At 55.9% G+C, this 14,408-nt stretch carries 11 protein-coding genes; all 11 read right to left on the reverse strand.

Annotated features, from left to right (window positions below; translation table 11 throughout):
- The 11 genes from mraY to MHI24_RS08230 all read right to left on the reverse strand — a co-directional run bounded on the left by mraY (position 1) and on the right by MHI24_RS08230 (position 14,351).
- Positions 1-966 carry a phospho-N-acetylmuramoyl-pentapeptide-transferase gene (mraY, locus tag MHI24_RS08180; protein ID WP_340025147.1) on the reverse strand — a complete coding sequence of 322 codons (966 nt, stop codon included), beginning with the start codon at positions 964-966 and terminating at the stop codon, positions 1-3.
- 16 nt (positions 967-982) lie between these two features.
- Entirely contained in the window at positions 983-2,395 is a 1,413-nt protein-coding gene (murF, locus tag MHI24_RS08185) for a UDP-N-acetylmuramoyl-tripeptide--D-alanyl-D-alanine ligase (protein ID WP_340025148.1), read from the reverse strand.
- Positions 2,392-3,879, reverse strand: a complete 1,488-nt coding sequence (locus MHI24_RS08190; RefSeq protein ID WP_340025149.1) for a UDP-N-acetylmuramoyl-L-alanyl-D-glutamate--2,6-diaminopimelate ligase — start codon at positions 3,877-3,879, stop codon at positions 2,392-2,394. The genes murF and MHI24_RS08190 overlap by 4 nt, the downstream gene beginning before the upstream one ends.
- Before the next feature lie 51 nt (positions 3,880-3,930).
- Positions 3,931-5,859 carry a stage V sporulation protein D gene (locus MHI24_RS08195; RefSeq protein ID WP_340025150.1) on the reverse strand — a complete coding sequence of 643 codons (1,929 nt, stop codon included), beginning with the start codon at positions 5,857-5,859 and terminating at the stop codon, positions 3,931-3,933.
- A gap of 93 nt (positions 5,860-5,952) precedes the next feature.
- Positions 5,953-8,184 (reverse strand): penicillin-binding transpeptidase domain-containing protein, encoded by a 2,232-nt coding sequence (locus MHI24_RS08200; RefSeq protein WP_340025151.1) that lies wholly within the window; start codon positions 8,182-8,184, stop codon positions 5,953-5,955.
- A gap of 47 nt (positions 8,185-8,231) precedes the next feature.
- Positions 8,232-8,498 (reverse strand): hypothetical protein, encoded by a 267-nt coding sequence (locus MHI24_RS08205; protein WP_340025152.1) that lies wholly within the window; start codon positions 8,496-8,498, stop codon positions 8,232-8,234.
- A gap of 152 nt (positions 8,499-8,650) precedes the next feature.
- On the reverse strand, positions 8,651-9,604 hold the full coding sequence (gene rsmH, locus MHI24_RS08210; protein ID WP_340025153.1) for a 16S rRNA (cytosine(1402)-N(4))-methyltransferase RsmH: 954 nt from the start codon (positions 9,602-9,604) through the stop codon (positions 8,651-8,653).
- A gap of 38 nt (positions 9,605-9,642) precedes the next feature.
- A complete protein-coding gene (gene mraZ / locus MHI24_RS08215) occupies positions 9,643-10,080 on the reverse strand; it encodes a division/cell wall cluster transcriptional repressor MraZ (protein WP_238654635.1) in 438 nt (145 codons plus the stop codon).
- A 205-nt stretch (positions 10,081-10,285) separates the two neighbouring features.
- Positions 10,286-11,557 carry an adenosylhomocysteinase gene (locus MHI24_RS08220; protein WP_340025154.1) on the reverse strand — a complete coding sequence of 424 codons (1,272 nt, stop codon included), beginning with the start codon at positions 11,555-11,557 and terminating at the stop codon, positions 10,286-10,288.
- Positions 11,558-11,609: 52 nt separating this feature from the next.
- The gene (bshC, locus tag MHI24_RS08225; RefSeq protein ID WP_340025155.1) at positions 11,610-13,241 is read right to left on the reverse strand and encodes a bacillithiol biosynthesis cysteine-adding enzyme BshC; all 1,632 of its coding nucleotides are present in this window, start codon (positions 13,239-13,241) and stop codon (positions 11,610-11,612) included.
- A 177-nt stretch (positions 13,242-13,418) separates the two neighbouring features.
- The gene (locus tag MHI24_RS08230) at positions 13,419-14,351 is read right to left on the reverse strand and encodes an ATP-binding cassette domain-containing protein (protein ID WP_340025157.1); all 933 of its coding nucleotides are present in this window, start codon (positions 14,349-14,351) and stop codon (positions 13,419-13,421) included.
- Between the last annotated feature and the right edge of the window lie 57 nt (positions 14,352-14,408).

Genomic DNA, 14,408 nt, shown 5'->3' on the forward strand with positions numbered 1-14,408 from the left:
TTACAACCCCTTGATGAGATATAGTCCAGCAGCGGCCAGCACCAGGCCTACCGCCCAGAAGGAGACGACCACGCGCCACTCCGACCAGCCGCCCAGCTCGAAATGATGATGAATCGGGCTCATGCGGAAGATCCGCTTGCCGCGCGTTTTGAAGGAAGCGACCTGAAGGATGACCGACAGCATTTCAACCACGAATACCCCGCCGATCACCACAAACAGCAGCTCCGTCTTGGTTACAATCGCAATAGCGCCAATAGCGCCGCCGATCCCGAACGAGCCGAAATCGCCCATGAACACCTTGGCCGGATGGGCATTGAATACTAGGAAGCCCAGCACCGCACCGATCATCGCAGCAGCGCAGACACCGGCGGCAATGGAAGTCGCCTGCATCGCAACCACCGCAAACGCGGCGAGCGCAATCGCGCTTACCCCTGACAGCAGTCCATCCACACCGTCCGTGAAATTCACGGCATTGGTGACCGCCATCATCATCAGGACAATGAACGGATAGTAGAACCAGGGGCCCCAGTCGAAGCTGAGAGATGTTCCCGGAACGCTGATGCCTGTATTATGGCCTGCCGAAATCAGCAGCACACTGAGCAGAATGCCGACCAGCAGCTGGCCCAGCAGCTTTTGGCGCGCGGTCAGACCGAGCGAGCGTTTGAAGACAATTTTGATATAATCATCGAGGAAGCCGATCAGCCCGTACCCCAGCGTAGCCGCAAGCAGCACATAGAAATCCGGATTGATGACCGAGAATTTCAGAAAAGACAGCGTGAACGCCACCATGATGATGACCCCGCCCATCGTGGGGGTTCCCGCCTTCTTCAAGTGGGTCTGGGGCCCGTCGTCACGAACCTGCTGTCCGAGCTTAAGCCGGCGCAGCAGCGGTATGATCAGCGGAGCGGCAATGACCGCAAGGATAAAGGACACAGCAATCGTCAGCAGAAGTAATTGATAATCCATGGGTACACCCCCTCCATTAGTTTGAATCGTCCGTGGAATAATCCCTCAGGCGGTGAAGCACTTCCTCCAGCCGCATGCCCCTGGACGCCTTGAACAGCACAATATCTCTCATGCTGCATTTCGCGGTTAGAGCATGAATTAAGGCTTCCTTATCGTTAAAAGCAAACACACGCCCGTCCCCGAACCGCTCTGCCGCCGCTTCGGCAATATGAGCGGCAAGCGGCCCGAAGGTATAGACCTCATCTGTCAGCCCGGGATCGAGATACTGGCCGATCTGCCGGTGGAACAGCACCTCATCCGGCCCAAGTTCCAGCATGTCCCCCAGCACCGCGATCCGGCTGCCGCTGCATTTCATGGACTGCAGCACGTCGATGGCAGCCCGCATGGAGGTCGGACTAGCATTATAGGCATCATTGAGCATGACCAGGCCGCTTGCCGCCTCAATCAGTTCAATCCGCATGCCTGTCAGCTTAAGGCCGCTTAAGCCCTCCACCATATTCTCCGCGCTCACCCCGTAATGCCGTGCGACGGCAAGTGCGGCGAGTGCATTAATGACATTGTGCTGTCCGGGCAGCGGCAGCGTGAGCGCAGGCTCCGCATGAAGATGCGAGGTGAAGGTCATGCCCCCGCCATGCGCCATCACGCCGGTCGGATAATCGCCGTTATCCTCAGACTGCCCGAAGCGGAAGGTTCTCAGTCCTTCAGGCGCACGGAAGCCAGGCTCTGCCAGCACCTCGGCAAGCAGCGGCTCATCGCCGTTATAGATCAGCAGCCCGCCCGGCTGAAGTCCCTCTACAATCTCCAGCTTCGCCCTCGCGATCTCCTTGCGCGAGCCAAGCTGGAGCAGATGCGATTCCCCTATATTAGTGATCACTGCCACATCAGGAGCAGCCAGCCGGGATAACAGGGCAATCTCCCCGCGTGAGCTCATGCCCATCTCCAGCACGGCGATTTCAACATCAGGGTCCATGGACAGCACCGTCAGCGGCAGGCCGATGTGGTTGTTGAAGTTCCCCTGGGTTTTGTGCACCTTGAACTGGGTCTCCAGCAGCGCCGTGATGATATCCTTGGTCGTGGTCTTGCCGTTGCTGCCCGTTACTGCAACCACCCGGGGAGCAATCTCATGAAGATAAGCGGAGGACAGCTGCTGCAGTGCAGCCAAGGTGTCCTCTACCAGAATGACTCCGCCTCCGGCAGGAGCCGGCCCCCGGTCCCGCTGCCACAGGGTGGCAGCAGCCCCGGCAGCCAGGGAGGCGGCAGCATAGGCATGGCCGTCGAAACGTTCCCCCACCAGCGGGACGAACAGGCAGGCAGGCGAAATGCTGCGCGAATCGGTGACGACCCCTGTAATCTCTATATTCTTATCCTGTGCAGAGGACAGCTCTCCCCCGCACATTACCGCGATAGTCTCTAGCGTTCTTGTAATCAATAGCTTCGGCCCCTTATCACTTCTTTGGCAACGATGCGGTCGTCGAAATCATGAACGACGCCCTTGATCAGCTGATAGGTCTCATGACCTTTCCCCGCAATCAATACTACATCGCCGGGGCTTGCCATTTCAATAGCTTTTGTAATGGCCTCGCGCCGGTCGGAGATCATCTCATACCGCTCCTGGCCCACCCCGTCCTCGCGCAGTCCGGCCTCAATATCCTGCAGAATCTGCAGAGGGTCCTCGGTCCGGGGGTTGTCGGAGGTAACCATCACCTTGTCGCTGTACCTGGCGGCGATCTTGCCCATCAGCGGGCGCTTGGTCTTATCCCGGTCCCCGCCGCAGCCGAAGACGGTGATGACTCTGCCGGTAGCGAACTCAGTTACTGCACGCAGCACATTCTCCAGACCATCCGGCGTATGCGCGTAGTCAACGATCACCGCGAAGTCCTGGCCTTCGTCTACAGCCTCTACCCGGCCATCCACGCCGGGGACCGATTCCAGGCTGGCCTTAATCTCTTCCAGCGGAACATCCTCCAGCAGCGCAGCCGTAATGGCTGCCAGCGCATTATAGACGTTGAACTTGCCTACCATCCGTAGCGAAATATCTGCTGCCCCTTTAAACGTCTCGACATGGAAAAAGGTTCCTCTAGCCGTGACCGATATTTGCGAAGCCTGGACATTCGCCGGGTTGTCGATCCCGTAGGTAATCACTTCCGCTGCAGTCTGGGCGGCAAAATAGCTGCACGCTTCATCATCCGCATTCAGCACAGCGTATTTGCGTTCTTCCTTCCACGGGGAGATCACGTTGCCGAGACGGGAGAAGAACAGCCCCTTGGCGGCGCGGTATTCCTCCATCGTATGGTGATAATCCAGATGATCCTGGGTCAGGTTCGTAAATATCGCTGTACGGTAGTCCGTCCCCTTCACCCGTCCCTGCTGGAGCGCATGGGAGGAGACCTCCATGACACAGCACTGGACCCCTTTCAGCGCCATTTGCTGCAGGGTGCGCTGAAGCTCAAGCGATTCCTGGGTCGTGCCGGACATGCCGTAGCTTTGCCCGTCATACCGCATCTGGATCGTACCGATCAGCCCGGTCTTCACTCCGTGATCGAGCATGATCCGTTCGATCAGGTACGAGGTCGTGGTCTTACCGTTAGTACCGGTGATGCCGATCATCTTCATCCGGCTGCTGGGTGAACCGAAGAAGGCGTTGGACAGAACCGACATGGCATACCGGCAGTCATCCACCACAATCTGCGGCAGATCAATATCAAGCTTCCGCTCGCAGACAAGGGCAACGGCGCCGCTTGCAGCAGCCTGAGGCGCATAATCATGCCCATCCACCGTGAATCCGGGCAGGCAGATGAACAGATCACCCGGCTTCACCTTCCGGGAATCCACCTGCAGATCCGAAATTTCAATCCCGCCCTCCCCGTATAGACGGGCAGCGGCCAGACAAGAAGATAGTTCATTCAATTTCATAGCAATCCCTCACTCTGCATTTAATCCTTTTCAAGTTCAACCAATCATCGGTTAAGGCTCACTGGAGGTTCCCATATAGATCCGGATCGTGGAGCCCTGCTCCACCCGCGCTCCCGGCTTGGGCGCCTGGTTAATCACAGTATTGCCGGTGCCGGAACGCACCAGCATGAAATTCATGTTCAGGTCCTCGTAGATGTCCTGAACCGTGGCTCCCGTGAGATCAGGCACCGTTACGATCGGAGTCTCCCCGTATTTGTAGGTCTTCGGCAGCTGGTCTTTGCGCTGCGGAACCTTCAGATACAGCAGGGAATCCTCAAGAATATTCTGGACAATCGGAGCCGCTACCACACCTCCGAACTGAATTCCTTTGGGGTTATCAACTGCGGTGTATACCACAATCTGCGGATCATCCGCCGGCGCGAAGCCAATGAACGATACAATATGCTCCGTTGGAGAATATCGTCCGTTGACAACCTTCTGTGCTGTCCCTGTCTTGCCGCCCACACGGTAGCCGTCAATGAAGGCCGGCCGGCCTGTGCCTTTGGCAACCACGCTCTCAAGGGCAGCCCGCACCTTCGCCGAGGTCTCCGCCGAGATGACCTGGCGCACTTCCTCCGGCTCGGTCTCGGAGACGACATTGCCGGTGTCCGGGTTGATCCAGGCTTTGGCGACATGAGGGGTATACAGCTTCCCTCCGTTAATCGCCGCCGATACTGCGGCAATCTGCTGGATCGGCGTTACGGATACCCCCTGGCCGAATGCGGTTGTCGCCAGCTCTACCGGACCCACCTGGGAGGGCTTGAACAGAATCCCGTTGGCTTCCCCGTTAAGATCAATCCCCGTCTTCGCACCGAAGCCGAAGTCACGGATATACTTGAACAAGGTGTCCTTGCCCAGACGCTGGCCCAGGGCCACGAATCCGGGGTTGCAGGAATTCTCCACGACCTCCAGGAAGGTCTGGCTTCCATGCCCGCCCTTCTTCCAGCAGCGCAGCTTCGCCCCGCCGACCTCAATATATCCCGGATCGAAAAAATGCTCATGCTGCAGATCGACCTTGCCCTCCTGCAGTGCAGCCGCCAGCGTGATAATCTTGAACGTGGACCCCGGTTCATACGTCATCCAGATCGGCAGATTGCGGTTATATACCTCGGCGTCGTATTCCTGATACGCCCCCGGCTCATAGCCCGGCCGGCTGGCCATCGCCAGAATCTCACCGTTGCGCGGGTCCATGGCGATGGACCAGGCACCCTGGGCCTGGTATTTCACCATTGCCTGATCCAGTTCGCGCTCCATAATGGACTGAATCTGCTTGTCGATGGTCAGCTGAAGACTGAGCCCATCCTGCGGCGCAGTGTACTTCTCCGAGGACCCGGGCATCAGCCGGCCTCCGGCATCGGACAGATAGGAGATATTGCCCGCGCTGCCCTGAAGCAGCTTGTCATAGATGCTCTCTATGCCGGTGATTCCCTGGTTGTCGATGCCGGTGAAGCCCAGAATATGGGCAGCCAGATCACCGTAGGGATAATACCGTTTGTTGTCCTCAGCGACAACGATGCCCGGCAGCTGCAAATTACGGATGCTCGCGGCAAGCTCCATCGTAATTTTGCGGCCGCCGGGCTGCAGCTTCACTGAGGCTTTCTTCTGGGTCAGCAGCGCCTCCAGCTTCTCCTCGGTCATGCCGAGCAGCGGAGCCAGCTGTTTCGCGGTCTGTTCCTTCTCCTTCACCTGTACCGGAATGGCATACACCGTAGGCGAGCTGATATTATAAGCCAGCGCCACACCCTCCCGGTCGAGAATTTCGCCGCGCTTCGCGGTAAACGGGATATTCCGCCGCCAGGAATCCTCCGCCTTGGCACTCAGCTTCTCCCCTTGGGTTAACTGCACATAGGCAAGACGCACAGCCAGCGCACCGAACAATACGCCCAGTCCCAGCAGCGTCCACAGCATTCTCCGCCGACTTACGACCTTTGACACCTTCATTGCATTCTCCCCGCTTTCGCTCGTATAGACATGATCTCTTATCTTCATGACTATTCGGGACAAACAGGGGTTAGAACAAGCCTTATAGAAGCGTTACTTCCCGGCCTCTTCTTGACCGGCATCCTCTGCCAAGGCTGCAGGGATGTTCTCCCCATATTCATTAAGCGGGCTAAGCTTCAGTGCAACCTGTGTTTTGCCGTTATTCTTGGATTCCGTCTGCTCTGTGACATAACCTTCTCCATCGATAGTAATTCCCACCTTCAGCAGGTTAAGAATCTCCAGCGCATCACGCAGGGATTGGCCGCGCAGGTCAGGAAGTGTCAGATTATCGCCCTGCTCGCTAATCAGATAGATCCGCTGTCCGGCGGTAAGTGTGGTATCCTTCTCAGGGTACTGGCTGACCACGTTTGCCCCTTGTCCCACCGCTTCGAAATCAAAACCCTGATTAATGAGCTGCTGCCTGGCAGCCTTTACGGTCTTGCCGGTGAGGTCCGGCGCCTTGCGCTGCACCACAGCCTGAGCCTTCGGCGTCTTCTTGCTGTCAGGATTGGCGACATCGCCTGCTTTGGGCACGCCCATATAAGGAAGCGCCTGCGATACAATCTCCTTGAAGACCGGACCTGCCGCCGCACCGCCGCCGGCCGCATCGGCAGGCTCGTCAATCGTTACGAATACTACAATCTTCGGGTCATTCGCCGGTGCGTACCCCAGGAATGAGGAACGAACCTTATCCCGGTCATATCCGCCCTTGCCGTCAGGCTTGATGGCCGTCCCCGTCTTGCCTGCCACCCGATATCCTTCGATGAAGGCATGTCTGCCGGTTCCGATCTGCTGGTCAGCCACCACCTGCTCCAGATAGCTGCCTGTCTCCCGGGCACTGGCTTCCGAGAGTACCTGACGCACAACCTCCGGCTGGGTAACTGTCGTCTTACCGGTATTCGGATCGGTAATCTCCTTCACCACATGCGGCACCATCAGCTTGCCGCCATTCGCAATTGCCGCCATAGCGGTAAGCTGCTGAATCGGGGTGACCAGCAGCTTACCATGACCATAAGCAAGCGTAGCATTCTCAATCGGACGGTTCGGGTCCGGGTTAACCAGCCCGGTGATTTCTCCCGGGAGGTCAATCCCTGTCTTCTCACTAAAACCAAAATCATTGATATACTTCAGCAGCCTGTCCTTGCCCAGCATCTCGTAACCGAACTTAACAAAAGCCACGTTACTGGACCGTTTGACCCCATCCAAGAAGCTGATTGTGCCGTATCCGGCCCGGTTCATATCATAGATCGGCTTGCTGTATCCCTTAATCCGGATAGATCCGGAATGGACGGAAGCATTCGGATCGAACAGCTTCTCCTGCACCGCTCCCGCCAGCGGCACAATCTTGAACGTAGACCCCGGCTCGAACCTTGTCATGATTGCATGGTTGAAGAAGCCTGCGGCGTCCTGATTGAGGTCAAAGTATTCATTGGGGTTAAAGGTCGGCATATTCGCCAGCCCCAGAATCTCCATCGTCTTGGGATCAGCAGCAATGACACTGATCGATTTCGGCCGGTACTCGGCATATGCCTTCTTCATCGCCTCTTCAATATAGTACTGAATCGTGCTGTCAATCGTCAGCTTGAAGTTGCTTCCGTTCACCACCGGCTGGAATGTATCCTTGGAATCCGGCAGCTTGACCCCTTTGCCGTCACTCTGGTAATACAGCTTGCCGTCGACTCCGGCGAGCTGCGTATCCATTAACTTTTCCAGACCCATCCTCGCCGTGCCGTCCCTGTCGGTATATCCGAGAATATGGGCAGCTAGCGAACCCTTCGGATAATAACGTTTCTGCTCCCTGACGAGGCCCACTCCGGTTTCCAGCGTATTATGCTCCTTCTTGAGCTTCTCAACGAAAGCCGTCACTTTATCTTTCATTTCCTCATCGACTTTCCAGCCCTCATTGCGGATTTCCCGGTTAGTCAGATACTTTCCTTCTTTATCCTTGGCCTCCACCAGCTTCTTCAGCTCATCTACCGGCTTGCCAAGCAGCTCATGTAAGCCCTGAATCACCTCATCGCCGATTTTCTTCTCGGCAATGACCTCCGGGTTCACAACTACCGTATATGCGGGAACATCGCTGGCCAGGACATTGCCGTTGCGGTCTGCAATGACCCCGCGGACCGCCTTAATTGTGGATGTATGTGCCCATTGCTCGGCTGCGGTCTCTTGCCATTTCTCAGCATTCAGCACCTGAATCCAGAATACCCTGCCGACCAAAACAAGAAAAAAGAGGGTAATACACCCTCCTATAAACAGTGTGCGAAGTTTTATTCTTTTGACCATAAGGAACCCTCACAACCTCTAGTATTGCGATTGCCGTTCATCGCTGGTTAGTTACCGGCCTTGTCAGTAGCCTGGCTGCTAATCGGCACATAGATTGTAGAATCAACAGGCGGGATCACGAATCCCATCTCCTGCGCCCGCTGAACAACTGTCTGTTCAAGCTTCTGCTTCTCCATCTGATAGGTGGCAATTTCCTTCTTGTTCTTGGCAATTTCGCTGTCCAGCTTCTGGGCCTGCAGGTTCAAATCGTAAATATGGACGTAACGCCAGATCAGTGAGGCTGCTACCAGTACAAAGGCTCCCAGCGTCAGCATGTACAAAAGCTTCTCCTGCAACGGCAGGACTCTGCGCCTGGTGACGACTTTTGTTTTCTCACGGTAGAGCGGGTTTGCCTCTTCTTTCCTTTTAGGTTGCACTGCCAGGTTTCCGCGGGTATAAGCCATCTCTGATTCTCCTTTATCGTCATTTACAATTTCTCTGCAATACGCAGCTTGGCCGAACGGGCACGCGAATTCTGTTCCAGCTCTGCTTCTCCGGGTACGATGGGCTTGCGGTTGATCAGCTTCAGGGTGCCTTCGGCACCGCACACGCAGTAAGGCAGGTCAGGCGGGCAGGTGCAACGGCTCAGGTAGCTGCTGAAAATCTGCTTGCAGATCCGGTCCTCCAGCGAATGAAAGGTAATGACCGACACCCTTCCCTCCGGCGCCAGACAGCGCACAGCGGCATGAAGCCCTTCCTCGAACGCCCCCAGCTCGTCGTTGACGGCAATCCGCAGTCCCTGGAAGCTCCGTTTGGCCGGATGGCCGCCCGTCCGCCGCGCCGCTGCAGGAATCCCTTCCTTGATCAGCTCGGCCAGCTCCCCGGTGTTGGCAATTGGCCGTTCTTCCCTGCGCTCCACAATCCTGCGGGCAATCCTCCGGGAGAACTTCTCTTCGCCATACTGGAAAAGCACCCTGGCAATCTCCTGCTCGCTCCAGGTATTGACGATATCCGCTGCGGTGAGCCTGGCCGACTGATCCATGCGCATATCCAGCGGAGCATCGTGATTGTAGCTGAAGCCCCGTTCCCCTTCGTCAAACTGCGGGGAGGATACTCCCAGATCGAACAGAATCCCGTCCACCTGCGGAACTCCATCCACCTGCGGGACGAACGGCAGCGACTTCAGCACCGCCTCCAGATCACGGAAGTTGGTCTTGACGGTCACCACCTTGTCCCCGTAGCCGGATAATTTCTCTTTCGCATTGTTCAGCGCCCAGTCGTCCTGATCCAGACAGATCAGCCGGCCCTTGCCGCTAAGCTTGGAGGCAATCAGCGAGCTGTGCCCGGCTCCCCCGAGCGTACAGTCCACATATATGCCATCCTGCTTGACGTGCAGCCCTTCTGTCGCTTCTTCCTTAAGCACCGTGATGTGGTGAAACAAGCTGCATCCCTCCAAGGCAGTAATTCCGATTGTGTGTGTTATAGGTCAAAATTGAAATCCACCAGCTTCTCGGCGATTTCGTTGAACGATTCCTCTGACTGTTCGTAGTACTGCTCCCAAAGCTGCTTGTTCCAGATCTCCACCCGGTTTGAAACGCCCAGAATGACACAGTCCTTGTCGAGCTTGGCGTATTGCCGCAGATTGCCCGGCAGATTTACCCTGCCCTGCTTGTCCCACACACATTCAGTCGCTCCCGAGAAAAAGAACCGGCTGAAGGCGCGGGCATCCGATTTCATCAGTGAAAGGCTTTTGAGCTTGTGCTCCATGATTCCCCATTCTTCCATGGGATAAACAAACAGGCATGAGTCCAGGCCGCGGGTCGCCACGAAGGAAGCGCCAAGCATGTCGCGGAATTTAGCCGGGATAATGATCCGGCCCTTATCGTCGATGGTATGCTGGTATTCCCCCATAAACATAATCTTTTCCCACCCCTGAATCCCGATTCCCCACTTTGCCCCACTTTTCACCACCTAAGCATAATAGATTCGCCGTTAAAAATCAAAAACCTTCTTCCGGGCAGAGGTAATTTTTTCTTTTTGTCAAGCGGCACTCTATGCAGCCCGAAAACACGCAAAAGCCCGGGCCACCTGACTGGCTCCGGGCTCATACAGATCCTTATGCTTAGTCGTTCAGATTCCAGCTGTCGAGATATTCCACCTGAGCCTGCGTCAGAGCGTCGATGGCAATGCCCAGACTCTCCAGCTTAAAGCGCGCTACCTGCTCATCCAGCTCGTAAGGAACATTCTCTACTTTGACACCGATATTCTTGTAATTATCATTCACATATCTCAGCGAGAGCGCCTGCAGGGCAAAGGTGGTATCCATAATCTCTGCCGGGTGTCCATCCGCTGCTCCCAGGTTAACCAGGCGTCCTTCAGCTAGCAGGTATAGCTTCCGCCCGTCCTTCAGCTGATATTCTTCGATGTTCTTGCGCACTGTGCGCTGGGACACCGAACGCTCGGCCAGCTCCGGCTTGTTCACTTCCACATCGAAGTGCCCGGCATTGCAGAGAATTGCGCCGTCCTTCATTACATCGTAGTGTTCGCCGCGGATCACATACCGGTTGCCGGTAACCGTCACGAAGAAATCACCCTGCTTCGCCGCCTCCAGCATAGGCATTACATGGAATCCGTCCATATGGGCCTCTACCGCTTTGATCGCATCCACTTCCGTGACGATGACGTTAGCACCCAGTCCCTTGGCGCGCATGGCCACCCCTTTGCCGCACCAGCCGTATCCGACAACAACTACAGTCTTGCCGGCCACAATCAGGTTCGTCGTGCGAACAATGCCGTCCCATGCCGATTGTCCTGTGCCGTAGCGGTTATCGAACAAATATTTGCAGTAAGCGTCATTTACCGCAACCATCGGGAATTTCAGCATTCCCTGCTTCTGCAGCGCCTTCAGCCGGATGATCCCTGTAGTGGTCTCTTCCGCCCCGCCGCGGATATTCTCCATCAGATCAGGCCGTTCGGAATGCAGCAGTGTCGCGAAGTCCCCGCCGTCGTCAATAATCAGATCCGGCTTGCTCTCCAGCGCCTTGATGTTCAGGGCCTTGAACTCTTCAGGAGAAGGGTTGTACTTGGCGAATACGGTGATGCCGTCCTCTACCAGTGCTGCACATACATCATCTTGAGTGGATAGCGGATTGGAGCCGGTAATCGTTACTTCAGCACCGCCGGCCTGCACTACCTTGGCCAGATAAGCCGTCTTCGCCTCCAGGTGAAGCGTAATCGATACCTTCAGCCCCTTGAACGGCTGCTCTGCTTCGAACTGCTCGCGGATACGGTTGAGCACCGGCATATGCTGGCGGACCCAGTCGATTTTGAGATGGCCCTCAGGCGCAAGGGACATATCAGCGACAATACTATTTTCCTTGGATAATGAACTCATAGGATGAAACCCTCCTTTAACATTGTGGGCGAGCCTGCGTTCTAACTGCTTCTTACATATAAATGATACGGTGTGTTCCGCTGAAGTCGGCGGGCACAGCCATTACATTCTCAAGCCAGCCAAGGCCGTAACGGTTCAGATAGTACATCATATTATATACGCGCTCCTGCAGCTTACCCAGCGGCATCAGCGACAGCTCAATCCGTTCCCATTGGCGCAGCGCAGCTTCATTCTGTTTCTCCAGCGCATCCAGCGCCTTGCCCTCCAGGAAGGAGATCTGATCAAGAATCTTCTCCTTATTATTGTTCCCCAGCTTCAGCAGCCCGGCCTGAATGCCGCCAAGCTGTTCAATCAGCGGCTCATACAGCCCCGAGAACACACTCCGGATCTCCTCGAACCGCTCTTCCAGCTTCAGCTCATCCTGGGCACTAAGCCACTCTTTGCGTTTATCCTCCAAGCCCCCTTGCACATCCGTGAAGGACAGGCCGTATTTATCCATATGCTTGTGAAGCGTTCCCTCTATGATTGTAAAAGACATGCGTGGAAGAATCAGCGGCATTTGTCCGTCCAGCACCCGGAAGGCCTGCTGCGGAATAGCCCAATAGGCGATTTCACCCTGCCCAAGCACCGTAGCCAGTACAGGCAGCAGATAATCCTGCATCAGCGGGCGCGTGAGCACATTGTTGCTGAAACGTTCAGGATGGCTCTCCAGTTGCTGCAGCAAGTCTTCCCGGGAAAAGGATACCGTGCCCTTCCGGTCTGTGAACCGTCCCTCCTCCTTATGGAGCAGCAGCCGTGCACCTTCATGTATATAGAAGAGATTCGCATTACCTGGCGTTACATCGGCCTGCAAGCTGTACCCGCTGGCGGTAATCTGTTCAGCCGCTGCCAGATACGCTGCCTCCAGCTCGTCATTGCGCTCTATAATAGAAGCGAACATCGGCGCCTCCAGCCTGCGCAGCGCAGGATCGGCTGAATCCAGCAAGATCAGGCCGAATTGCCCGAACAAGGAGCCCATCAGCTTGGCAAAGGCTTCCGTCATATTCCCGGCACTCTCCGCCGCAGCGGTAACCAGCTCCATGAGCTGGGGCTTGAACTCGCTATCCTGCAGCAGTCCATCCAATTGCTCCAAAGCCTGCTGCCAGCTTTCGGCATCCACGCTGATCTGGCTGACCGGCGACCGCGGCCCGTCGCCGCGATCCAGCTTAATCCGGGAGATTTCGCCGCTGCGGTTCAGTACATAAGTATGATTGACCTCATCCCAGTCATGGTCCTCCCCGGCAATCCAGAACAGCGGCACAACAGGCCGTCCGAGCTGCTCCGCTGCCTCACGGGCCGCCTGAATCACCGTAATGGCCTTATAGGCCACAAATAACGGACCGGTGAACAAGCCGCTCTGCTGGCCGCCCGTCACCACCAGGGTATCAGGCTGCTCCAATAGCTCAATTGAGCGGAGAACCGCTTCGTGGGCATTGTGCTTGCCGTTGTAATCGCGTAAGGCTCCAGCAACCTTCGCCCGGTCAGCCCGCAGACTGCCGGTACGGTCCAGCCAGTCCGCGCGCTCCGCCCGGCTCTCCCGGCTGCGGAAGTCTCCGCCATACAAATGCCCTACTCTTTCATATTGATGTATATAGTCACCGGCGAGCGCAGATCCGCCCGGCAGCGGTTCAGGTACAACATTCATATCTAGTGGCCTCCAGTTCTCCATGTTCCTGCTGTATGTAAATCATATTCAGTAAACAACCCTTTATGATTGTATCCAATGTTGGGTGCGGCGTCAAAGAAATGTGTGAACCGGCAGAATGAAAATAATAGGCGAGAGCTGAACGCTCCCGCCTGTAGGTGACTGTCACTATTAAGATTAGGCAAACTGCTTGGCGACGAAGTGTCCCTTGGACACCTCAACCAGCTCATAATCACTGTCATTGGTTTCCTCGCCGGCAGCATAGATCGGACTGCCCAGCTCATCGTGCAGATGAATCCGCTTTTTGTTCGCTTCCACATCCGGGTCAGGTACTGGAATAGCAGACAACAGCGATTTAGTATACGGGTGGATCGGGTTCGCGTACAGTTCTTCACTCTCCGCAAGCTCGACCATTTTGCCCAGATACATTACGGCTACACGGTCACTGATATGCTTCACCATGGACAGGTCATGCGCAATGAAGAGATACGTCAGTCCCAGACGGTCCTGCAGCTCCTTCAGCAGGTTGACAACCTGTGCCTGGATGGAGACGTCAAGCGCAGAGATCGGCTCATCGCAGACGATGAACTTCGGATTCACCGCAAGCGCCCGGGCAATCCCGATACGCTGGCGCTGACCGCCGGAGAATTCATGCGGATAACGGGTGGCATGATCATGGTTCAAGCCTACCATATCCAGCAGCTCTTCAATCCGCTTCTTGCGCTCCTGGCGGCTTCCAGCCATACCGTGGATATCCAGCGCTTCGCCGATGATATCAGATACCGTAAACCGCGGGTTAAGCGAGGCATACGGGTCCTGGAAGATCATTTGCATATCACGGCGCATCGCCTTCATTTTGCCGCCCGACAGCTTGTAGATATCGGTTCCCTGGTACTTCACGCTTCCTGCAGTCGGCTCATACAAGCGGAGAACTGTACGGCCTGCAGTAGTCTTGCCGCAGCCAGACTCCCCTACCATTCCCAGAGTCTCGCCTTCGCGGATAGAGAAGCTAATATTATCAACAGCCTTAAGCACTCTTCCTTTGCCTACGTTGAAATACTTCTTAAGGCCTTCTACTTCAATCAGGTTCTTGCTCAAATTCTTACTCATGCAAACTGCACCTCCTTCTGGTTATACTTAAGCCGGGAATTCTTAAAGAGCTCCTGG

Origin of the sequence: Paenibacillus sp. FSL K6-1096 (assembly GCF_037977055.1) — a bacterium.
Classification (GTDB): domain Bacteria; phylum Bacillota; class Bacilli; order Paenibacillales; family Paenibacillaceae; genus Paenibacillus_AQ.

Excerpts from the sequence above, each read along its gene's own strand:
- mraY (WP_340025147.1), bottom strand. The coding sequence starts at position 966 with ATGGATTATCAATTACTTCTGCTGACGATTGCTGTGTCCTTTATCCTT.
- MHI24_RS08190 (WP_340025149.1), bottom strand. The coding sequence starts at position 3,879 with ATGAAATTGAATGAACTATCTTCTTGTCTGGCCGCTGCCCGTCTATAC.
- MHI24_RS08195 (WP_340025150.1), bottom strand. The coding sequence starts at position 5,859 with ATGAAGGTGTCAAAGGTCGTAAGTCGGCGGAGAATGCTGTGGACGCTG.
- MHI24_RS08200 (WP_340025151.1), bottom strand. The coding sequence starts at position 8,184 with ATGGTCAAAAGAATAAAACTTCGCACACTGTTTATAGGAGGGTGTATT.
- MHI24_RS08205 (WP_340025152.1), bottom strand. The coding sequence starts at position 8,498 with ATGCTGACGCTGGGAGCCTTTGTACTGGTAGCAGCCTCACTGATCTGG.
- mraZ (WP_238654635.1), bottom strand. The coding sequence starts at position 10,080 with ATGTTTATGGGGGAATACCAGCATACCATCGACGATAAGGGCCGGATC.
- MHI24_RS08220 (WP_340025154.1), bottom strand. The coding sequence starts at position 11,557 with ATGAGTTCATTATCCAAGGAAAATAGTATTGTCGCTGATATGTCCCTT.
- bshC (WP_340025155.1), bottom strand. The coding sequence starts at position 13,241 with ATGAATGTTGTACCTGAACCGCTGCCGGGCGGATCTGCGCTCGCCGGT.
- MHI24_RS08230 (WP_340025157.1), bottom strand. The coding sequence starts at position 14,351 with ATGAGTAAGAATTTGAGCAAGAACCTGATTGAAGTAGAAGGCCTTAAG.